Below are 21,432 nucleotides of genomic sequence, written 5' to 3'. Positions count from 1 at the left end.
CGTCGTCCTTTCAGGTCCGCGCCGGCTCGGGCGGCAGGTGATGCTTGGCGTCCACCGGCGTCATCATCAGGTTGAGCACGAGGCCGACGGCGAGAAGTCCGGCCATGATGTACATGGTCACCGTGTAGGCGTCGGCCTTCGCGACGCCCTGGTCGATCTGGTACTGGCGGATGTAGTTCACCAGCACCGGGCCGAGGACGCCGGCGACCGACCACGCGGTGAGCAGGCGCCCGTGGATGGCGCCGACGTAGCGCACCCCGAAAATGTCCTTGAGATAGGCGGGGATGGTCGCGAAGCCCCCGCCATACATCGACATGATCACGGCGTAGAAGGCGACGAAGAGCACCACCGAGCCCATGCGGCCCGAGGTCGGCACGAAGGCGTAGAGCACGAGGCCGAGCGCGAAGAAGATCATGTAGGTGGCGCGCCGGCCGATATAGTCGGAGGTCGAGGCCCAGACGAAGCGCCCGCCCATGTTGAAGAGCGAGAGCAGGCCGACGAAGCCGGCCGCCGCGGCCGCCGTGATGACGCCCGGAAACATCTCCTGGATCATCGCCGAGGCCTGGCCGAGCACGCCGATGCCGGCGGTGACGTTGAGGCAGAGAATGCCCCAGAGCAGCCAGAACTGGCGCGTCTTCATCGCCTCGTCCACGTGGACGTTGGCGGCCGTGACGAGGCCGGACGAGACGGTCTTCGGCACGAAGCCCGCCGGGGCCCAGCCGGCGCGCGGCACGCGCACGATCGCAGCGCCCACCATCATGAACAGGAAATAGCCGATCCCGAGCGTCACGAAGGTCTCGAAGACGCCCGCGGAGGTCGGCGAGGCGTAGAGGCCCATGAGCCAGACCGACAGGGGCGAGGCGATGAAGGCGCCGCCGCCGAAGCCCATGATCGCCATGCCCGTGGCCATGCCCGGCCGATCCGGGAACCAGGTCATCAGCGTCTTCACCGGCGAGATGTAGCCGAGGCCGAGGCCGGTGCCGCCGAGCACCCCGTAGCCGAGGAAGACCAGCCAGAGCTGGTGCGTGGCGATGCCCGCCGCAGCCACGAGGAAACCGCCGCCGAAGAAGGCCGCGGCGGTTGCCATGGTGCGGCGCGGGCCCACCCGCTCCACCCAGGCGCCGCCGAACGCCGCCGAGAGACCGAGAAAGACGATCGCGATGGAGAAGATCCAGCCGATCTGCGTCAGCGCCCAGTCGCCCGGCGCCGGCTCGGTGATGCCGAGCAGCTTGGTCATCGGCAGGTTGAAGACGCTGAAGGCGTAGGCTTGCCCGATGCACAGATGCACGCAGAGCGCGGCCGGGGGCACCATCCAGCGATTGAAGCCGGGCTCGGCCACCGTGCGCTCGCGCGACAGCCAGCCGGCCGACCCGTGTTCCCCCGTCAAAGTCGTCACGATGCGTATCCTCCCATTTTTCGGCGAGCGTTTCATCTTTCGCCGGCGGCCTCAATGCCTTTCGCACGATGAAATGCGACGCGGGGAAAACGCGCCGAGCGGGATCGGCGGTTGGTATCGGCTAGCGAGTGGTGCGCGCGAAGGCGCGCTCGGAGCCGGCGGGCGCCTCGATGCGGTTCTCGATGCGGGCACGGGTGCCGCTCGCGGTGGCGCTGGCCTGCCGCCACCAGTCCAGGACGGCGGCGAGCCCGAACTGGACGGCGATCCCGATCGCGATCAGCGCGACGTCCATCCGGGGGCCGTTGTCGCGGTCGAGCCGCGCGATCTGGCACACAAGCGACAGCATCGTGCCGGTGGCGAAGACCGGCAGCGCATGGCGGCCGAGTCGCGCCAGCGGGTTGCCGGCCGCGATGCGCTGGAAGGGCGAGCTCGCTGGCGCATGGGCGAAGACGTAGACGAGCGCCAGGAGATGCAGGAGGCGCGGCAGCGACACGAAGGTCTTGTCGATGTCGCGCACGAAGGCCGGCAGCGGCAGCGCCTGTTCGACGCCCTGCATGGCGAGCGCCATGTAGCCGTAGGCGCAGCCGAGATAGAGCGCCGCGAGGATGTAGAGCCCGCGCCGGAAGGGCACGAGCGACTGGCGCCCGAGCTTGGCGAGGCCGCAGGCGAGGCCGATCGCGAAGACGAACTGCCAGGCGAAGGGCGCGAAGTGCCAGCCGCCGGCGTCGGGATGGCTCGGCAGATTGAGGCGCCACAGGCCGGCCGCCAGCCATAGGGCTCCGGAGGCGCCGAGCATCGCCGCCAGCCCGAAGCGCCGGGCGACGGCGAGCTGCAGCGGCAGGAGCAGGAGGAGCACGCAGTAGAGCGGCAGGATGTTGAGATAGGCGAGCTGGTGCCCGAGCAGCGCCACGCCCGCCAGCGCGTCGAGCGGCTGGGTCATGAAGGTGCCGAGACCGAGCTGCATCATGTAGCGCCCGTCGCCGGTGGCGAGCGTCACCAGGGCGAAGAGCGAGACGGCGAGCATCGTCAGGGTGATGTGGACGAGATAGAGCACGCCCGCCCGCCGCATCGCCTTCAGCGTGAAGACCAGCCGCGAGCGCGTCAGGAACCCGCGTCCATAGGCGAAGGCCGAGGCGAAGCCGGCGAGGAAGACGAAGAGTTCGGCGGAATCGGAGAAGCCGAAATTGCGCGTCGTGAACTGTTCCAGCGTGATGCCGGGAACATGGTTCACGAAGATCATCAGGAGCGCGATGCCCCGATAGAAATCGACCCGATGGTCGCGCGTTCCCGCCGCGGGACCCGTTCGTTGCTCAGTCATGCTGACGAAGATGGATCAGTGCGCGGGAAGGGGAACCCGTGCCGGCGCGCTCTCGCCCGCGGGCGCGGACAGGCGGGCGGCCACCTCGTCCATCAGGCGGTGGCGCCAGCGCTCGGAGGCGCGGATCACCGGCTCGGGATCGAGCTCGAAGGGGGTCGAGAGCAGCCGCGTGACACGCACCCGGTCGCCGAGCGCGGGATCGGCGGTCAGCGAAATGAAGAGCGGTGCCACGAGCAGCGGGATGGCGATCGGGCAGACCCAGAAGAACAGCTCGAAGGCGTAGAAGAAGGTGGTGAAGAGGAGTGCCGCGCCGGCGATCACCATCCACCAGGACGCCTGGAAGGCCGGCTTCAAGGGCAAGCCTTCGTCGTCGCGGTCGGTGGAGGGCCAACCACTGTCGAGGCCGAGCAGGATCTCGGCCACGGCCTTCGACTGGAACATCATCATGATCGGCGCGAGGGCGCTGGTCATGGCGAGTTCCAGCGTCGCCCCACCGAGCACCGTCAGCGCGCCGCCGAAGGTGCGCCCGCGCCGCGAGAAGGCGGTGGAGAAGGCGATCAGGGTCTTGGGCAGCAGCAGAAGCAGGAAGATGCCGAGCAGCAGCAGCAGCGCCTTGCCGGTCTCGGGCTGCGGGAAGACGGGGAAGAGCGAGTCGGCCGGGAAGTAGTTGGGCTGCGGCCCCATGATCGGGTCGAGCAGCGAGACCACGAGAAACATCAGCCAGATCGGCGAGGCCGCATAGGCCATGATCCCCGAGACCATGGCGATGCGGCTCCACAGCCGGATACGCGGCGCGGGAATGAGCCGGCCATGCTGCAGGTTGCCCTGGCACCAGCGCCGGTCGCGCTTGGCGTATTCGATGAGGTTGGTCGGCGCCTCCTCGAAGGAGCCCTGGAGGTCGGGATCGACGCGCACCTTGAAGCCCGAGCGGGCGAGCAGCGCGGCCTCGACGAAGTCGTGGGAGAGGATGTGGCCGCCGAAGGGCGGCTTGCCCGAAAGGTTGGGCAGGCCGCAATGGTCGGCGAAGGCACGGGTGCGGATGATCGCGTTGTGGCCCCAGAACGGCCCCTCGCGCCCCTGCAGCGAGGCGATGCCGCGCGAGAAGATGGGCGAGTAGAGCGCCGCCGAGAACTGCAGCGCGCGCCCAAAGAGGGTGCGGCGCCCGATGATGAGCGGCTGCGTCTGCAGGAGCGCGAGTTCGGTGTCGGCGTCCATGCGCGCCACCATCTCAAGCATCGTCTCGGGCCGCATCAGCGAGTCGGCGTCGAGGATGAGCATGTAGTCGTAGGCGCCGCCGCTGTTGGTCACGAAGTCGGCGATGTTGCCGGCCTTGCGCCCGGTGTTCTTCGTGCGGTTGCGATAGAAGATCTGACCGCCGCATTCGAGGCCGGCCGCGACGAGGAAGGTGGCGCGGCGCTCGGCCACGACGCATTCGGGCTTGGTGCTGTCGGAGAGCACGTGCACGTCGAACTGCCCCATGCGGCGGATCGACTGCAGGCCCTCGATCATCGCGGCGACGCGCGCCAGCACGGCCTCGGCGTCCTCGTTGTAGACGGGCATGAGAATGGCTGTGCGGCTGGCCGAGCGGCGCGTCGGCGTCTCGGCCGTCCAGCGCACGCCGCGGCGCGAGAAGATGCCGACCACCGCGGTGTTGAAGCCCCAGGCGAGCCAGAGGCAGCAGACGATCAGCAGCAGCACCTGCACGACATGCAGCCAGGTCGTGCCGTTGGCGGTGATCACCACGGCGAAGAGGACGCCCGCCACCACCGCCAGGACGACGGCCGTGAGGGCGAACAGAAGGCGGGCGATGGCGATCACGGGCGGTCTCGCGGATAGGGGCATGGAGCCGTCCCGGCGGGCGGGACGGTAATCGGGCGGCCGGGGCTCTCAGTGCGAGCCATCGGTTCCCTGCGTCAGGTGCTCGCGCAGGATCGGCTGCACGGGCATCGCCAGGCTGCCGCGCGGCGGCGGCAGCACGAGCTTGCGCAGGAAGGCCAGCGCCTTGCGCTTGCCGAGCCGCGCCGCCTCGATCACCACCTGCGGCTCGGGTCCGGTGCGCCCGTCGAAGGCGAGACGCTCGGCGATCGCCTTCAGCACCGTCTCCTCCGAGAGGTCGGGGCGGCCGACGAGGTCGCCCACCGGGCGCGTGTCGAAGGGCCGCTCCATCGGTGGCGCCAGCGCCTCGGCGGGGGGCGTGCCCGTCGAGCCCGGCGTTTCCGGCGCGATCCCGGCGCCCTGCGCGAGGTGCGATGAACGGATCGTCACGGCCGGCCCGTCCACTGGTAGAGCCAGGTCTCGCTGACGATGCGCTGGCCGAAGGTGAGCTTGGCACGCAGCTCCACCGGCAGGGCGTCGAGCTTCTCGAGCTCGATCGACAGGCGCCAGCCGCCGCCGGGCAGCCGCGCGATGCCGCTATGGACCAAGCGCGCGCTGTCGGGCACGTCGACCACCGGCACCACCACAGCGTCCGGCGGCAGGTTCTCGGCGGTGCCGCCCGCGAAGTTGATCTCGAACCGGCGCAACGCCGTGTCCACCGTGTCGGCGCCGTTGCCGCCGACGCCGGCATAGGTGCCCGCGACGGTCGCCTGATGGTTCGTCATCTCGTCGAGGAAGCCCCAGTGCATCCGGTAGCGGAACTCGAATTGCGAGCCCGCCTTCGGCCGTTCCTCGGGAACCCAGAAGGCGACGATGTTGTCGTTGATCTCGGACTCGGTCGGGATCTCCACGAGCTGCACGAGGCCGCGGCCCCAGTCGCCCATCGGCTCGATCATCAGCGAGGGCCGCAGTTCGTAATGAGCCTCGACGTCCTGGTAGTGCGTGAAGTCGCGGTCGCGCTGCAGGAGGCCGAACATCTTCGGCGAGGTCTCGCCGAAATAGGAGAGGGCGAGCTCGTCCGGGTTCTTCAGCGGACGCCACAGCCGCTCGCCGTTCGGCCGCAGCAGGAACAATCCGTCGCTGTCGTGCACCTCGGGCCGGAAGTCCTCGCGGTTGTTGTGGTCGTTCTCGCCGAAATGGTACATCGAGGTGAGCGGCGCCACGCCGAGCCGCTCCACCTCGTTGCGGAAGTAGAGCCGGGCGACCACGTCGATCACGGTCTGCGTGCCCGGCCGCAGCACGAAGGAATAGGCGCCGGCCAGGCTCGGGCTGTCGAGCTCGGCGAAGATCTGGATCGTCTCCTCGCCCGGCTGCGGCTTGACGATGTAGAAGGCGGTGAAGCGCGGGAACTCCTCGGCCACCGAAGTCGCGGTGTTGATGGCCAGACCCCGCGCCGACAGGCCGTAGCGGTTGTTCATGCCGAGCGCGCGGAAATAGGACGCGCCGAGGAAGGACACGAGCTCGTCGTAGAGGTCGGGCCGGTCCAGCGGATAGTTCAGACGAAAGCCCGCGACGCCGGGAAGCTGTAGGCTCTGGTAGTTCGAGGGGTCGAGCGGGGCGAGGAACTCGAAATTGGCGCCGGAGAAGACCTGTGGCTGGAACTGCGTGCCGTTGCCGATGAAGACCCGCGCCGTGTCCTTGTAGAGAAAGCCCGGGAAGTAGGCCTGCATCTGGAAGTTCAGCGGCTCGTTCGCCCAGATCGTCTGGTCGCGGCGATAGAGGATGCGCCGGTAGCCGTCGTAGTCGAGATCCTCGATCGGCTGGGGCAACGTGTCGGAGGGCGCCTGATAGGGCACGGCGGCGCGGTTGCGCATGGCGGCCGAGAGGGCGTCGAAGCTGAACTGGCCGGGATCGACGGCGACGGGCGGCGCCGCGGGCACCTCGGCCGCCGGTGGCGCGGCGGGGTCGACGGGCGGCGCGGGCTCGGGCGCCGCCGGCGTCTGGGCGTGGGCTTGGCGCCACAGAAGGGCGATCACGCCGCCCAGACCGTATTTCAGCGTCGTGCGTCGGGAGGTGAGGGTCGATCTCGTCACGGAAATGTCGGTCTTCTTCCTGTTCGGCAGCGCGAGGTCACTGAGCATATGCGAGAAGCCCGAAGCTGCCTAGCTCATCCACCGCCGCGCCACCCTCGCGGGCGGCACGACGCTTCGACGTCGCGTTGACCCTTCGCCGGTCGCGCGATTCCTGTCAAAGGTCTTTAGGACGAACGAGGCAGCCAAACTATGGCCGTCCACCGAAGGATGCGAGGACGTCCCGCGCCTCGGCGCGGACGTCCCCACCTCACCGAAGCCGTCGCAGCTTCGTCGCCAGAAGCTGGTCGGCCTGGTGCAGCGCGCTGACCATGCGCGCGGCGTCGTCCGACGAAAGAGCCGAGGCGAGTTCCGTCTCGAGCTTGGCCCAGACGGCGCCGACCTGCGCCTTCACCTCTTCGCCGGCCGGCGTCAGCGACACCATGGTGCGCCGGGCGTCGGCGCTGTTGGAGGCCCGCTGCACGAGATGCTTCTCGATCAGCCGGTCGAGCATCTTGGAGACGGTGGAGGGGCGCACCGCCAGGAGTTCGGCGAGCGCCGAGACGCTCACGGGCTCGCCGGGGTCGAGCCGCATCAGGAGCTGGTCCTGGCCGGGATGCAGATCGATCTCGACGAGCAGCAGTGCCAGAAAGGCGCGCGTCGACTTGGAGATGGAGAGGAGCGAAGGAACGAGCCCTCCGCCGACGTCGGCGGCGAGCGCCGGTGCGTTCAAGACGTTCGTTACAGGCATGTCCAGAGGCGGGAAGCGTTCGTTCATCCCGAGTCTATGCCCGACGAACCTGCCCGACTGCATTAAACCATTTATCAGCTAACCAACGATTCTGTCGGCAAGCCCTGCGACATGACGCGCGGGACCGGTCGCTGCCGCGCCGTCAGGCTCGCTCGATCGGCTTCGGGGGGCGATCCGCTGCACGAAGGCAGCGAGCAGCGCGGCGCCGTCCGGCGTCAGAATCGACTCGGGATGGAACTGCACGCCGAAGGTCGGATGGCGGCGGTGGCGCAGCGCCATGATCTCGCCCGCCGGCGAGCGCGCATCGACCGCGAGCGCGTGTTCCATGGCCGGCGTCTGCGTGACGATCAGCGAATGGTAGCGCCCGGCGGAAAGCGAGGCGGGGAGCCCGGCGAAAAGCCCGGCCCCCTCGTGCAGGATGGGCGAGGCGCGCCCGTGCATCGGCTCGCGGGCGCGCTCCACCCGCCCGCCGAACACGGCGCCGATCACCTGATGGCCGAGGCAGACGCCGAGCACCGGGATGCGCCCGGAAAAGCCGCGCACGGCCGCCGCGGAGATGCCGGCCTCGGCCGGGCCGCAGGGACCGGGCGAGACGACGAGCGCCGCCGGAGCCATCGCCTCGATCGCGGCGAGGTCGAGTGCGTCGGAGCGCACGACATGCGTCCTCGTGCCCAGCCGTTCGAGATAGCGCGCGAGGTTGAAGACGAAGCTGTCGCGGTTGTCGAGGACGAGGATCATGCGGGGTCGGGTGCGAAGGCGGCGAGGATGCGCGCCGCCTTCGTTTCCGTCTCGCGATACTCGTCCGCACCGTTCGAGAGGACGGTGACGCCGCCGCCGGTGCCGAAGACGACGCGGTTGCCGGCGAACTCCACGGTGCGGATGGCGATCGACAGGTCGGCGTCGCCTGTGAACGACAGCGCGGCGATCGACCCGCAATAGAGCGAGCGCGAGCGCTCTTCGTGTTCGGTGATCACGTCGATCGCCCGGATCTTCGGCGCCCCGGTGATCGAGCCGCCGGGAAAGCTCGCCGCGAGCAGCGCGCCGGCGCCGACGCCGGGCTTCAGCCGGCCGGTGACCGCGGAGACGAGATGGTGCAGGCCGGCGAAGCTTTCGAGCGCGCAGAGGAGGGGCACCTCGACGCTCTCAGGTTCGCAGACCCGCGACAGGTCGTTGCGCAGGAGATCGACGATCATCACGTTCTCGGCGCGGTCTTTCTCCGAGGTCTGGAGCGCGGCGGCGGCGGCGGCATCCGCGGCCTGGTCGGCGCCGCGCCGCGCCGTGCCCTTGATCGGGCGCGTCTCGACGAGCCCGCCGCGAAGGCGCAGGAACAGTTCCGGCGACGACGAGGCGACGATCCGGTCGGGCCGTTCCAGATAGGCGCCGTAGGGCGCGGGGTTGGCGCCCCGCAGCCGGCGGTAGAAGCCGAAGGCGTCGAAGTCCGGCGGCAGGTCGGCCTCGAGCCGGCGCGCCATGTTGGCCTGGAAGATGTCGCCGTCGAGGATCGTCTCGCGCACCGCCTCCACCATCGCGGCATAGGCGCTCGCGTCGCGGTCGCTGCGCCAGCCGGCGGGGTCGAGCGTGACCGGACCGCCGGTCTCGACCGGCGTGGGGTTCGCGAGCGCCGCCTCGAACGCGTCCATCCGCGCCTCGGCGCGGCGGCGCCGCGCGGGCTCGGGCGCGCTCGCGTCGAGCGTCTCGTCGAAGCCGGCGGAGACGAGGCAGGCGCTGGCGTTGTCGTGGTCGAAGACGAGCGCGGTGTCGTAGAGCCCGAGCGAGACGAGCGCCCGGTCGTCGCCGAGATCGCGCGGGCGCGCCAGCGTTTCGAGAAGATGCGCCGCCTCGAAGGCGAGGAAGCCCACCAGCCCGCCGCAGAAGGGCGGGGCGCCCGGCGGCGGGGCGAGCCGATAGCGCGCGAGCACGGTGTCGAGCGCGACGAAGGGCGCGGCGGCGAGGCGGCGTCCGGCAAAACGCGTCTCGGCGAGGCTCGCGGTGAACTCGGCCGAAGGGGCGGCCGCAACGAGGCTCCAGCGCCCGTTCGGGCCGCCCGGCGCGGCGCTGTCGAGAAAGGCGAGGCCGCCGAGCGGCCGCAGGCGGGCGGCGGCGTCCGGCGGCAAGGACCAGGCGAGGGGGCGGAACCACATGGGGCGATCCCATGCCCGAGCCGGCGGTCGCCGTCAAAGCCCGAAGCCGGGGAACGAGGATCCTGACGGCATCGCGGCTCGGGCCGCGTCAGCCGACGCCGTTCGGACCGTCGAGAACGATGCGCACGCGGCGCACGAGATCCTGCCGGCTGTAGGGCTTGTTCAGGAGATCGAACTCCGATCCGCCGGCGTCCGAGCGCTCCAGCGAGGCCTCGGCATAGCCCGTGGTCAGCAGCACCTTGAGGCGCGGACGCCGCCGCCGCGCCTCGCGCGCCAGCACCACGCCGTTCATGCCGCCGGGCATCACGAGGTCGGAGAACAGGAGATCGACGGGCAGCCCCGCCTCGATCCGGTTGAGCGCGCCGCCCGGCGTGTTCTCCACGAAGACCGTGTAGCCGAACTCCTCCAGCATGTCGCGCGCGAGCTCCGCGACGTCCTCGCGGTCGTCCACCACTAGGATCGTCTCGGTGCCCGAGCGCTCGCTGGCGCGCACGCGCTGCAGCGGCGTCGCCTCCTCGCCGTGATCCACCGGGAACAGGACCTCGACGCGGGTGCCGCGCCCCTCCTGCGATTCGATCCGCACCGTGCCGCCCGACTGCTTGGCGAAGCCGTAGACCATGGACAGACCGAGACCGGTGCCCTTGCCCTCCTCCTTCGTGGTGAAGAAGGGATCGAGCACCCGCGCCAGGACCTCGCGCGGCATGCCGGTGCCGGTGTCGCTCACCGACACCGAGACGTAGGCGCCCGGCCGCAGCGCCGCCGAGACGTCGTCGTCGCCGGGCTTCACCTCGACGGTGGCGGTGCGGATCACCACCGTGCCGCCCTGGCTCGCCACCGCGTCGCGCGCGTTGATGAGGATGTTGAGGAGGGCGACCTCGGCCTGCGTCGGGTCGACGCGGCAGTTGGCGAGCGTCTCGTCAAGCTCCATCGCCACGGTGACCTGCTCGCCGAGCGTGCGCCGCGCCAGCTCCGCCATGCCGGAGACGAGATTGTTGAGGTTGAGGAGGCGCCCCTGCAGGCGCTGCTTGCGCGCAAACGCCAGGAGCTGCTGCGTCAGCGTCACCGCGCGCCCCGCCGCGGTTCGCACGTTGTCGACGGCCCGGCCCAGCCGGTTGCGGTCGATCGTCTCCTTCTCGATCCCGCTCGCGATCACCTCGAGATAGCCGGTGACCACCTGCAGGAGGTTGTTGAAGTCGTGGGCGATGCCGCCGGTGAGCTGGCCGAGCGCCTCCATCTTCTGCGCCTGGCGCAGCGCGTCCTCGGCGTCGCGTCGGCGCGAGACGTCGAGCTGGGAGCCGAAGAAATAGACGAGCTCGCCCTGCGGGTCGTAGACCGGCGAGATGAACAGCGCATTCCAGAAGGAGGTGCCGTCCTTGCGGTAGTTGAGGATCTCCGTCGCCATCTCGCGCCGCTCGCGGATCGCTTGGCGCACCTCCCCGACCGTCGCCGGATCGGTCTCCGGCCCCTGGAGGAAGCGGCAGTTCGAGCCGACGATCTCCTCGCTCGTGTAGCCGGTCATCTGCAGGAACGCCTGGTTGGCGAAGACGATGGGGTTGTCGGGCTGCGAGGGGTCGGTCACCGTCATCGGCATGCGTGTCGTCTCGACGGCGGCGAAGAAGATGTCGCTATGGGTGTCGAGACCGGCGGGCGCATTCTTCCCCGCGGTCGGTCGGGTCGCCACGGTCGGTCTGGATCCCGCGAAGGGCGCGGGTTCGTCGCGTGCGTCGCTCATGAAAGCCTTGTGATGTCGTTGCCTTCGGGCCTGCGAAGAGCCTATGCCTCCCCCCACAGCCCCGCAAAAACTCAGTGCCGCGATCGGTTCGCCGCCACAGATGGGAATGGTGATCGCCGATGTCAGCCTCCGAACACGAAGCCGATCGCCGGGGCAAGATCCTTCTCGTGGAGGACGATCCGATGATCCGCGCCCTCTCGGCCGAATGGGTGGAGGAGGCCGGCTTCGAGGTGCGCGAGGCCGGCGAGGCGGCGGAGGCCATCGCCTGTCTCGAAGCGGGCGATACCTTCGTCGCGGCCGTCCTCGACGTGACGCTTCCCGACATGGACGGCGCCTCGCTCGCGGCCCGGCTTCGCGAGATCCGTCCAGGACTTCCCGTGCTCTTCGCCACCGGCAATCCCGGTCTTCTCGACGAGGTGTGGCGCGGCGAAGGCGGCACCGAGATCCTGCGCAAGCCCTATTCGACGCGCGATCTCAACCAGTCGCTCGCCGCGCTTCTCGGTGGGCCGTCCGCTTAGCCGGCTAGTGAAAAAGACGCGCCGCTCGGGCCTGCGGATCGCGCCGCGCGGGGCGCGTCATCCCTCGAAGACGACGATGTGCAGCGTCGCCGGGCCGTGCACGCCGATCACCAGGCTGCCCTCGATGTCGGTGGTGCCGCTCGGGCCCGTGACCACCACGAGATTGCGCACGGCCGCGAGATCGGCGCCCGCCACCGCCTCCTCCAGATGCGGCACGATGCCGGACGTCGGCAGCGCCACGATGTGATGCAGCGGCAGAAAGGCGTCGAGGATCGGCATGGTCGGTCCCGACCGCAGCACGAGGCTCGCGGTCTCGGCGATGCCGGTGCGCGCCAGCGACAGCGCCACGCGGTCGTCCACTTCCTCCTGCGCCGTGAGGCCGGCGCCCGCCCAGTCGAGAGCTAGAATGGCGGGATCAGGCTGCAGCTTCAGCGCCGGCGGCAGGTTCAGCGAAGCCAGCCGCGCTGCCACGGCAGCCGGCAGCGCCTCGATCGAGTCGATGCGCTCGACGCTGGCGCCGGGCGGCAGGCGCGCCACTGCGGCGGCGAAGAGCGCTACGAGGTCGCCCTCCGGCAGGCGCGGGCGCACACGCTCGGGCTCGGCGAGCAACGCATCGGCCTCGCGGCGGATGGCTTGTGCGTCGCCCGCCGGGCCGAGGGCGCGCTCGATCGCGGCGAAGATCGTCTCGCGCGCGCTCATCGCGCGGCCGCCCGCCGGCGTGCGGCCTCGGCCTGGAGGAAGGTCGGGCCGGGCGGGGGCTCGGGCATGTCGCGGTAGCGCGTCCAGCCGGCGCCGAGCGCCGGCAGCGCATGGATGCGCCCGCGCCCGCGCCCGAGAAGCCGCAGCGCCCGCGCGCCGATACCGAGCGTCCAGCGAAACAGCGCGGGGTGCAGCGCAAGGAATCGCCAGACGCCGAGCCCGGAGCGCATCGAGCGCGGCTCCAGCCCCTCGCGCCACGAGCGCGTGCGCCAGCCCTTGATGAGGGTCGGCAGCGGAATGTCGACCGGGCAGACCTCTCGGCAGCGCCCGTTGAGCGTGCAGGCATGGGCGAGGTCGCGCGTCTGCATCGTCAGCCCGTCGAAGACGGGGGTCAGCACCGCGCCCATCGGGCCGGGATAGGTGCCGCCATAGGCGTGGCCGCCGATATGGTTGAACACCGGGCAATGGTTCATGCAGGCGCCGCAGCGGATGCAGCGGAGCATGGCGCGCATCTCCTCGCCCGCCAGCATCTCGGTGCGCCCGTTGTCGACGAGCACGATGTGGAAGGCGTCCGGCCCGTCCCGGTCGCCGGCCCGCTTCGGCCCGGTGTGGAAGGTCGTGTACTGGGTCAGCGCCGCGCCGGTGGCCGAGCGCACGAGAAGGCGCAGCATCATCGCGGCGTGGCCCATCGAAGGCACCAGCTTCTCGATGCCGGCCGTGACGATGTGGACGCGCGGCGGCGTCGTCGTCATCTCGGCATTGCCCTCGTTCGTCACCGTGCAGACCGAGCCGGTGTCGGCGACGAGGAAGTTGGCGCCGGAAATGCCGACGTCGGCTTCGAGGAAGCGCCGGCGCAGATGCCGACGCGCCGAGGCGGCCATGGCCTCCGGCGTCTCCTCCTCGTGCGGGGCCGTGTGATGGGCCTTGAAGAGCACAGAGATCTGCTCGCGCGTCTTGTGCATGGCCGGCCAGATGATGTGGCTGGGGCGCTCGCCCGCGAGCTGCACGATATGCTCGGCGAGATCGGTCTCGGTGCGTCCGATGCCGGCCTCCTCCAGCGCATGCGGCAGGCCGATCTCTTCGCCGAGCATGGATTTCGAGCGCGTCACCTCGCGCGCCCCGGCACTCCGGCAGATCTCGACCACGATGCGGCAGGCCTCGTCCGCGGTGGCGGCATAGTGGACCACCGAACCGCTGGCGGCCGCGTTGCGCTCGAACTCGGCGAGGTAGTGGCCGAGATGGGCGACGACATGATCCTTGATCGCCTTGCCGCGCTCGCGCGCCACCGCGAAGTCCGGCCATTGCCCGACGATCGCGGCGCGCTTGGCGCGGGCGGTGCCGGTGGTGCGGTCGATCGCGGTCTTCAGCCAGGCGTCGGCGAGCGCGTCGGTGGTGCGGGCGGTGAAGTCCGGCGTGGCGGCGGCGGGACGCAAGGGGGCTGCGATCATCGCCGCTCTCCGATCGCGGCGCCCGCAAGGCCCCCGGCCAGCGCCTCCACCGTGTGGAAGGCGCGCACGCGCGAGCCGCGCCGCTGCAGCTTGCCGGCTATGTTCATGAGGCAGCCGAGATCGCCGCCGAGGAGGATGTCGGCGCCCGTCGCCTCGATCGTCGCCGCCTTCTCGTCGACGATGGCGTTGGCGATCGCGGGATACTTGACGCAGAACGTGCCGCCGAAGCCGCAGCAGACGTTGGCGTCGGGCAGCGGCACCAGCGCCAGCCCCTCGACGCTGCGCATCAGGCGGCGGGGCTGGTCGTGGACGCCGAGCTCGCGAAGGCCCGAGCAGGTGTCGTGGTAGGTCGCGGTGCCCGAAAATCGGGTCGGCGCGGGCGTGAAGCCCATCACGTCGACGAGGAAGGACGTGATCTCGTGGGTGCGCGCCGCCAGCGCCTCGGCCCGCGCGCTCCAGGCGGGGTCGCGGCGGAACGTCGCGGGGTATTCGTGCCGGATCGTCCCGGCGCAGGAGCCCGACGGCGCCACCACGTAGTCGTAGCCTTCGAGCGCGGCGATCTGGTGGCGGGCCATCGCGCGCCCGCCGTCCTCGTCACCGGAATTGAAGGCGGGCTGGCCGCAGCAGGTCTGCGCGAGCGGCACCTCGACCGCGCAGCCGGCGGAGACCAGCAGGTCGCGCGTCGCTTCGGCGATCTGCGGGCGCATGACGTTGACGAGGCAGGTGACGAAGAGAGCCACGCGGGGCGGGGTGGGTGCGGGATTGGCGGGGACTGGCCGGGCGGCGGCTGGCATCTCAGGTGGCATGGCGCTCGTCTCCCGGTCGTCGCCGCGGCAACTCATCCGGCCCCCGCCCCGGCGTTGTGGAACGAGCGGGGGCGCCGCGCAAGATGGGGCGTACGAACCAAGCCGGAGCACTGTTCGACCCGTCGAACGGCGTCGAAATTCAATTCGACGATCCGACGCCGGGAACGAATTACGATCACGAGCAATTGAAAGGCGCGTTCCATGGTCGAAAATCGTTGACCATGCCGAATGATGAAGTTCTCTCGAGACGATAATGTTCCCTGACGGTGTTCACGGTCGGCCGGACCGCGATCGCACTCCTGATGTCCGGCCGAAGGACTGCCGCATGGCCGAAACCGCGCGACGCCCGCTGGATGCCCTGAACTTCTTTCTCGCCGACGTGCGCGACGGTCTCGGCCCCTATCTCGCGATCTATCTGATTTCCCAACAGGACTGGAACGCGGCGAGCATCGGCCTGGTGCTGACGATCGGCGGCATCGCAGGACTTCTGGCACAGGTGCCGGCCGGCGCCATCGTCGACAAGACCCGGCGCAAGCGCACGGTGCTGGTGATCGCCGCGATCCTCGTCACCCTTTCCTCGATCGCGCTGCCACTGCTGCCGAACTTCACCTTCGTGGCGATCACGCAGGCGATCTCGGGGGGCGCCGGCGCCATCTTCGCCCCCGCCATCGCCGCGGTGACGCTGGGCATCGTCGGCCCCAAGGCCTTCGCCAAACGGGTGGGGCGCAACGAGGCCTTCAACCATGCCGGCAATGCCGTGGCCGCGACGCTCGCCGGCGTCCTTGCCTATTACTTCGGGCCGATCGTGGTGTTCTGGCTGATGGCCGGCCTCGCCGTGCTGTCGATCGCCGCGACGCTGAAGATCCCCGCAGGCGCCATCGACCACGGGGTCGCGCGCGGCCTGAAGAAGGGCGAGGAGGACAAGGGCGACGACCCGGACGCGCCCTCCGGCTTCGCCATGCTGCTGAAGTCCAAGCCGCTGCTGATCTTCGCGGCCTGCTGCACGCTCTTCCACTTCGCCAACGCCTCGATGCTGCCGCTCGTCGGCCAGAAGCTGGCGCTGCAGCTTCCCGGCCTCGGCACCACGCTGGTGGCCGCCTGCATCGTCGCGGCGCAGCTGGTGATGGTGCCGGTGGCGATGATCGTCGGCGCCAAGGCCGACGTCTGGGGCCGCAAGCCGATCTTCCTCGTCGGCTTCGCCATCCTGCCGCTGCGCGGCTTCCTCTTCACCCTCTCCGACAACGCCTATTGGCTCGTGGGCGTCCAGGTGCTCGACGGCATCGGCGCGGGCATCTTCGGCGCGCTCTTCCCGCTGGTCGTGGCCGACCTCACTCGCGGCACCGGCCGCTTCAACGTGACGCAGGGCGCGATCTCCACCGCGCAGGGCGTCGGCGCCTCGCTCTCCACCGCCGTCGCCGGCTTCATCGTGGTGCAGCTCGGCTACAGCCCGGCCTTCCTCTTCCTTGCCGCTTCCGCCGCGGTCGGCCTCCTCGTCTTCTTCTTCGCGATGCCGGAAACCGCGCATCTCGGCGAGAACGCGGCGGAGAGCGGCAAGACACCCGGTGCCGGCGTCGCCGAACCGAGCGCGGCCTGAGGACGGCGGCGCCATGACCGAAACCCTCGAGACGCCGCGCGCTCGCGGCCTTTCCACCGGGGCGATCGTCGCGATCGCGCTGCCGCTCCTCGTGCTCGCGGGGCTTGCGCTCGTCTATCGCGGCGCACTCACGACGCTGGTGACGCAGACGCCCTGGCGCACCCAAGCGGCGGTGGCGATCTTCGTCGCCACCTACGCGGTGATCGCCATCGGCAAGCTGCCGGGCACCCGGCTCGACCGGGCGGGCGCGGCGCTGCTCGGCGCCGGGCTGATGGTCGGCGTCGGCGCGATGACGATGGAGGAGGCCTTCGCGGCCATCGACCTCGACACGATCGCGCTGCTGCTCGGGATGATGATCGTGGTGGCGAACCTTCGCATTTCCGGCGTCTTTCGCCTCGTCAACGCCTTCGCCGTGTCGAAGGCGCATTCGCCGGCGGTGGTGCTCGTCGCGGTGGTGCTGGCGACCGGCATCCTGTCGGCTTTCCTCGTCAACGACGCGATCTGCCTCGTGATGACGCCGCTTGTGATCGAGCTGACCAAGGCGCTGGAGCGCAATCCCGTGCCCTATCTCCTCGGCGTGGCGCTCGCCGCCAATGTCGGCTCCACCGCCACCATCACCGGCAATCCGCAGAACATGATCATCGGCACGGTGTCGAAGATCCCCTACGGCCAGTTCGCGGGATCGCTGGCGCCGGTGGCGCTGGTCGGGCTGGCGATCATCGTCGCGATCGTCGTCGTCGCCTATCGCTCGGAATTCCTGACGAAGACGACGATGCCGGAGGTTCGGCTCAAGGCCCATGTGAACAAGCCCCTGGCTATCAAGGCGACGCTTCTGACGCTCGCGATGATCGTTCTGTTCTTCCTCGGCCAGCCGGTGGCCAAGGTCGCGATCATCTGCGGCGGGCTGCTGATGCTCACGCGCCGCGTCAAGCCTTCGCGCGTCTATGCCGAGATCGACGGGGCGCTGCTCATCATGTTCGCCGGGCTCTTCGTGGTGGTCGCCGCGATCGAGCACACGGTGCTGACGCCCGACATCATCCAGCGCGTCTCCTCGTTCAGCCTCGACGACGTGTGGGTGCTGACCGGCGTCACCGCGGTGCTCTCCAACATCGTCTCCAACGTGCCGGCGGTGCTGATCGTCCGGCCCTTCGTGGAGGTGCTGGCCGACCCCGCGAAGGCCTGGATCACGGTGGCCATGGCCTCGACGCTGGCGGGCAACTTCACGCTGCTCGGCTCCGTCGCCAACCTCATCGTGGCCGAGCGCGCGGCGGCGAACAACATCGAGATCGGCTTCTGGACCTACTTCGCGGTGGGCGCTCCCGTGACGATCGCGACGCTGGCCTTCGGGGCTTGGTTCCTCAGCTGAATCCAGCGCGAAGGAGCGGATTCAGCTGAAAGCCGCAGCCAAGGCGCCCGCTTTGGTGGACGCCAACAGAGGCGCAAGCGTGCGACTGCCGCCGTGAGGCGACGGAGCCGGCGCAGGACGTCTCCGACGTTCGCGCCCGAGCGCTCGTCTCAGCCCGCGGGAACGGGCAGCGTCAGTCGGGCCGAAAGGCCGCCCTCCGCCGCGCGCGAGAGCGTCAGCCGGCCGCCGTAGAGCTCCACGATCTCGGCGGTGATCGGCAGGCCGAAGCCGTGTCCGGCGGTGGTCTCGTCCAGCCGCCGGCCGGGCTGCAGCACCGCCTCGATCTCGCCTTCGGTGAGCCCCGCGCCGTCGTCGCGCACCTCCGCGAAGGCCTCGCGCCCCTCGCGGCCCGTCGCCAGAACGACGCGGCTTCGGGCGTGACGGCAGGCATTGTCGAGGAGATTGCCGAGCATCTCGTCGCAATCCTCGGGGTCGACGGCGACCGCGAGCCCCGGCTCCAGCCCGGTCTCGATCGCGATGCCGGCGCCGGCATGGAACTTGGCGAGCATCGCCGCGAGATCGCCGGCATGGGCGGCGAGATCGCTGCGCTGGCGCGTCGGGCCGCCGAGCGCGGCCGAGCGGGCGCGGCGCAGATGATGCCGGATGCGGCGGTCCATCAGCCCGGTGAGGGCGAGAAGGTCGGCGCGCGCGGCCTCGTCGGGCATTCGCTCGGCTGCCGCCGAGAGCGTCGCCAGCGGCGTCTTCAGCCCATGCGCGAGATTGGCGACGTGCAGGCGCGCCTGGCGCAGCGTCGCCGCGTCCTGCTCGATCAGCGCATTGAGTTCGTCGGCGAGCGGCGCGAGTTCGGTGGGCTGCGGCCCCTCGATGCGCTCGGCCTCGCCGCGGCGCACGGCGCCCAGCGCATGACGCAGATGCTCGAGCGGCGCCAGGCCGAAGCGCACCTGCACTACGATGGCCGCGATGAGCGCCGCGCCGAGGAGCGCCAGCGTCGCCGCGACCGTGAGGGTCGCGTCGCGCAAGGGGTCGGCGATCGCCGCGTGCGGGGCGCTGGCGACGATCTCCACCGCGCCGCCGGGCAGGGCGAGCAGGGCGCTGCGCGTCACCAGCGCCTCGCCGCCCGGACCGGTGGCGCTGCCGAGCCGGTGGGCGGGGCCCTCCTCGCGCGGCGTCTCGACATCGGCGAGCTCGCCGCCGCCGAGCGACCGCGAGCTTGCGATCACGACCCCGTCGCGCGTCACGCGCCAGTACCAGCCGGAGCGGCGCCGGTCGAAGGGCGGCCCGTCGAGATCGGCGAGGCTGGCGATGGGGGGCGGCGCGTCGCGTCGGCGCTCGCGCGCCTCGCGGCGGCCCGGCTCGCGGCGCGCCTCCGGCTCGGCCTCGGCGGGCGGCCATGCCCGGCGTGCCTCCGGCGGGGGCGGGGGCGCGGCGAGGATGCCGGCGATCGTCGCCACCTGCAGATCGAGACGTCCCGTCACCTCGCCGCGTACGAAGCGATCGAGCACGGTGGAGATCACCAGCCCGGTGACGACGATTGCCGCGAGCACGAACACCGCCGCCGAGAGCACCAGCCGCGAGCGCAAGGAGCGAAAGCGCAAGGGGCGCGGCGGACCGGAGTCGGCCGGCCTGTCCTTGCGGCCAGCCGGTCTTGCCAAGCCGGCGCCTTCGTTTGCAGCCGGCTTCGGCGGCGCGGGAGCGGCGGGCGGGCGGGCCGGGGGCTTCACCGGGCCGTGCCTTCGGCGGTCAGCCGGTAGCCGAGCCCGCGCGAGGTCTCGATCATCGCATGGCCGATCTTGCGGCGCAGCCGCGCGATGATGACCTCGACGGAATTGCTGTCGACGTCGGCGTCGCCCTCGTAGACGCGCTCGATGAGATCGGCGCGGGCGACCACGATCTCCTTGCGCAGCATCAGGCAGGAGAGCACCCGCCATTCCAGCGCCGTGAGCTTGAGCGGCAGCCCGTCGCGCTCGAACGTGCCGACCTGCGCGTCGAAGCTGATGGGGCCGCAGACGATGCGCGCGTCGCCGTGCCCGCGCGAGCGGCGCACGAGGGCGCGCAGGCGCATCACCAGTTCCTCCACCCGGAAGGGCTTCACCAGATAGTCGTCGGCCCCCGCCTTGAAGCCCTCGACCTTGTCCGACCAGCCGTCGCGAGCGGTAAGAATGAGCACCGGCAGGTTGCGTCCCGCCGCGCGCCAGCCCTTCAGCACCTGGATGCCGCCGAGCTTGGGCAGGCCGAGATCGAGCACCGCGGCATCAAAGAGTTCGGTGTCGCCGAGATGCAGCCCGTCCTCGCCGTCGGCCGCGCGGTCCACCGCGAAGTTTTCCGCGCGCAGCGCGCTCGCGATCTCGCCGGCGAGGGCGGCGTCGTCTTCGACGAGGAGAACACGCATGGGCGGCGGGCTTTCGGCTGGGAGAAACGCACGGGCGGGAAGGTGGCGTCGGCGTCGGCCGCGCCAAGATGGAAAGGCGCTGCGGATGCGCCCGGCCGCGCGAGGGGCGTGGGCAAGACGTGTCGCCGCTCTAGGCGTGGCGGCTGAACCCAATCTGAACCGCGCCGTTCAGGGGCGGTTTCGGGCAGGGCGCTAGAAACCGGTCATCGATGCACACCACAAGGAAATCGACCGTGACGACGACCCCCAAGACCGCCTCCACCCGCCGCCGCCTGATGGCCGCCTCCATCCTCGCGCCGCTGGTGCTGAGCTCGGCGCTGGCCTTCGCGCAGACGCCCGCTGCGCCGGCCGCCCCTCCCGCTTCCCCCGCCGCCGCGTCGCAGCCGACGATGCCGGCTCCCGCCGCTCCCCGAACCGAGGCCGTCACCGTGAACCAGCTGCGCGACATGAACGCCATCCGCTTGGAGGGACGGGTCGTCGAGATCTTCGGCGAACGCTTCGTCCTCGAGGATGCCACCGGCCGCACGCTGGTGACCACCGGCCCGGAGGCCCGCGAGGGTCTCGTCAAGGTCGGCGACACCGTCTCGGTGGAGGGGCGCTATGGTCGCGGCGAAGTGCGGGCGAGCGCGCTGACGCCGGCCGGCGGCGAGCGCGTGGCGCTGCGCGGCCCCGAAGGTCCGGGGCGCGACGGGCCCGGCCGTGACGGCCCGCGCGGTCCCGGCTTCGAGCGTGGCGGCCCCGACGGCGAGCGTGGGCCCCGCGGGGAGCGCGGACCGGACGGCGAGCGCGGCCCCGGCCGCCACGGTGGCCCGCGGCCCGGCGACGAGCGTGGCCCCGGCCCGGAGGGCGAGCGCGCCGAGGCGCGCGGCGGCTGGTTCTCCGGCGGCGTCGACGAGGACGCAGCGGCCAAGGCGCTGACCGATGCCGGCTATGCCGACGTCCAGCTCGTCGACACGCTGAAGCACCATGCCGAGTTCACCGCCAAGGATGCGGCCGGCGCGACGTGGCGGGTGAAGGTCGACGAGGACAACGCCGTGGCGGAGCGCGAGCCCTACCGGGCGCCGATGACCGAGGAGGCCGCCAAGGCCGCGATCGAACGGCTCGGCTACACCTATGTCGGCGAGTTCGAGACCCGGAAGGATCACGTCGAAGCCGATGCCAAGGACGGTGCCGGCAAGTCGGTGCGCGTCGAGATCAACGCGGACGGCTCGCTGCGCAAGGAGCGCTTCGACAGCTAATTCGACACTGGCGATCGAGACGAGGAGGGCGGGTTCGCGAGGGCCCGCCCTCCTCGTCGCCGGCTCCTCGAAGAGCGAAAAGCGGACGGAAAAGAATCGGTTTGCCTGACTTGGCGGCGTGTAAGACTCGTGCTTAACTTTTCCTCAATTCG

The 21,432-nt window shown here is 70.6% G+C and carries 18 protein-coding genes; 4 read left to right on the top strand and 14 right to left on the bottom strand.

What is annotated here, in order from left to right; translation table 11 throughout:
• Positions 1-10: 10 nt before the first annotated feature.
• The 9 genes from GGR04_RS06150 to GGR04_RS06110 all read right to left on the bottom strand — a co-directional run bounded on the left by GGR04_RS06150 (position 11) and on the right by GGR04_RS06110 (position 11,222).
• The gene (locus tag GGR04_RS06150) at positions 11-1,312 is read right to left on the bottom strand and encodes an OFA family MFS transporter (protein ID WP_246392853.1); all 1,302 of its coding nucleotides are present in this window, start codon (positions 1,310-1,312) and stop codon (positions 11-13) included.
• A 205-nt stretch (positions 1,313-1,517) separates the two neighbouring features.
• On the bottom strand, positions 1,518-2,714 hold the full coding sequence (locus tag GGR04_RS06145; RefSeq protein WP_183198866.1) for an OpgC family protein: 1,197 nt from the start codon (positions 2,712-2,714) through the stop codon (positions 1,518-1,520).
• A 15-nt stretch (positions 2,715-2,729) separates the two neighbouring features.
• Positions 2,730-4,532: a glucans biosynthesis glucosyltransferase MdoH gene (mdoH, locus tag GGR04_RS06140; RefSeq protein ID WP_312857404.1), complete on the bottom strand. Its 1,803-nt coding sequence runs from the start codon at positions 4,530-4,532 to the stop codon at positions 2,730-2,732.
• Between the two features lie 69 nt (positions 4,533-4,601).
• Positions 4,602-4,979 (bottom strand): hypothetical protein, encoded by a 378-nt coding sequence (locus GGR04_RS06135; protein ID WP_183198862.1) that lies wholly within the window; start codon positions 4,977-4,979, stop codon positions 4,602-4,604.
• Positions 4,976-6,622: an OpgD/OpgG family glucan biosynthesis protein gene (locus GGR04_RS06130; protein ID WP_312857403.1), complete on the bottom strand. Its 1,647-nt coding sequence runs from the start codon at positions 6,620-6,622 to the stop codon at positions 4,976-4,978. The genes GGR04_RS06135 and GGR04_RS06130 overlap by 4 nt, the downstream gene beginning before the upstream one ends.
• A 247-nt stretch (positions 6,623-6,869) precedes the next feature.
• Positions 6,870-7,331, bottom strand: a complete 462-nt coding sequence (locus GGR04_RS06125; protein WP_246392677.1) for a MarR family winged helix-turn-helix transcriptional regulator — start codon at positions 7,329-7,331, stop codon at positions 6,870-6,872.
• A 96-nt stretch (positions 7,332-7,427) separates the two neighbouring features.
• Positions 7,428-8,087, bottom strand: coding sequence for an anthranilate synthase component II (locus GGR04_RS06120; protein WP_183198860.1), 660 nt, complete (start codon positions 8,085-8,087; stop codon positions 7,428-7,430).
• Positions 8,084-9,490, bottom strand: a complete 1,407-nt coding sequence (locus tag GGR04_RS06115) for an anthranilate synthase component I family protein (protein WP_183198858.1) — start codon at positions 9,488-9,490, stop codon at positions 8,084-8,086. Before GGR04_RS06115 ends, GGR04_RS06120 begins: the two co-directional genes overlap by 4 nt.
• A gap of 88 nt (positions 9,491-9,578) precedes the next feature.
• The gene (locus GGR04_RS06110) at positions 9,579-11,222 is read right to left on the bottom strand and encodes a histidine kinase famiy protein (RefSeq protein WP_183198856.1); all 1,644 of its coding nucleotides are present in this window, start codon (positions 11,220-11,222) and stop codon (positions 9,579-9,581) included.
• Positions 11,223-11,341: 119 nt separating this feature from the next.
• Between GGR04_RS06110 and GGR04_RS06105 the strand changes: the two genes are divergently transcribed.
• Positions 11,342-11,740 (top strand): response regulator transcription factor, encoded by a 399-nt coding sequence (locus GGR04_RS06105; RefSeq protein WP_183198854.1) that lies wholly within the window; start codon positions 11,342-11,344, stop codon positions 11,738-11,740.
• Positions 11,741-11,797: 57 nt separating this feature from the next.
• On the opposite strand, the gene GGR04_RS06100 is transcribed toward GGR04_RS06105, so the two are convergent.
• From GGR04_RS06100 to GGR04_RS06090, 3 genes are read right to left on the bottom strand one after another with little or no spacing between them, the layout of a single operon-like run.
• Positions 11,798-12,439, bottom strand: a complete 642-nt coding sequence (locus tag GGR04_RS06100; RefSeq protein WP_183198853.1) for a LutC/YkgG family protein — start codon at positions 12,437-12,439, stop codon at positions 11,798-11,800.
• A complete protein-coding gene (locus tag GGR04_RS06095) occupies positions 12,436-13,887 on the bottom strand; it encodes a lactate utilization protein B (RefSeq protein WP_183198851.1) in 1,452 nt (483 codons plus the stop codon). The genes GGR04_RS06100 and GGR04_RS06095 overlap by 4 nt, the downstream gene beginning before the upstream one ends.
• Complete coding sequence (locus tag GGR04_RS06090; RefSeq protein WP_246392676.1) at positions 13,884-14,693, bottom strand: (Fe-S)-binding protein; 810 nt, start codon at positions 14,691-14,693, stop codon at positions 13,884-13,886. Before GGR04_RS06090 ends, GGR04_RS06095 begins: the two co-directional genes overlap by 4 nt.
• Before the next feature lie 325 nt (positions 14,694-15,018).
• On the opposite strand from GGR04_RS06090, the gene GGR04_RS06085 reads away from it, so the two are divergent.
• Entirely contained in the window at positions 15,019-16,287 is a 1,269-nt protein-coding gene (locus tag GGR04_RS06085) for an MFS transporter (protein WP_183198849.1), read from the top strand.
• 13 nt (positions 16,288-16,300) lie between these two features.
• On the top strand, positions 16,301-17,653 hold the full coding sequence (locus GGR04_RS06080; protein ID WP_183198846.1) for an anion transporter: 1,353 nt from the start codon (positions 16,301-16,303) through the stop codon (positions 17,651-17,653).
• A 149-nt stretch (positions 17,654-17,802) separates the two neighbouring features.
• Here GGR04_RS06080 and GGR04_RS06075 read toward each other — a convergent pair whose 3' ends face one another.
• Positions 17,803-19,305 (bottom strand): sensor histidine kinase, encoded by a 1,503-nt coding sequence (locus GGR04_RS06075; RefSeq protein WP_210291631.1) that lies wholly within the window; start codon positions 19,303-19,305, stop codon positions 17,803-17,805.
• Positions 19,306-19,370: 65 nt separating this feature from the next.
• The gene (locus GGR04_RS06070; RefSeq protein ID WP_183198842.1) at positions 19,371-20,042 is read right to left on the bottom strand and encodes a response regulator transcription factor; all 672 of its coding nucleotides are present in this window, start codon (positions 20,040-20,042) and stop codon (positions 19,371-19,373) included.
• Between the two features lie 233 nt (positions 20,043-20,275).
• Between GGR04_RS06070 and GGR04_RS06065 the strand changes: the two genes are divergently transcribed.
• Complete coding sequence (locus GGR04_RS06065; protein WP_183198840.1) at positions 20,276-21,280, top strand: hypothetical protein; 1,005 nt, start codon at positions 20,276-20,278, stop codon at positions 21,278-21,280.
• Positions 21,281-21,432: the final 152 nt, after the last annotated feature.

This window comes from Aureimonas pseudogalii, assembly GCF_014196835.1.
GTDB classification, from domain to species: domain Bacteria; phylum Pseudomonadota; class Alphaproteobacteria; order Rhizobiales; family Rhizobiaceae; genus Aureimonas; species Aureimonas pseudogalii.
Note: the sequence above shows the minus strand (reverse complement) of the source record. Positions and strands in the feature narration are given on the sequence as shown.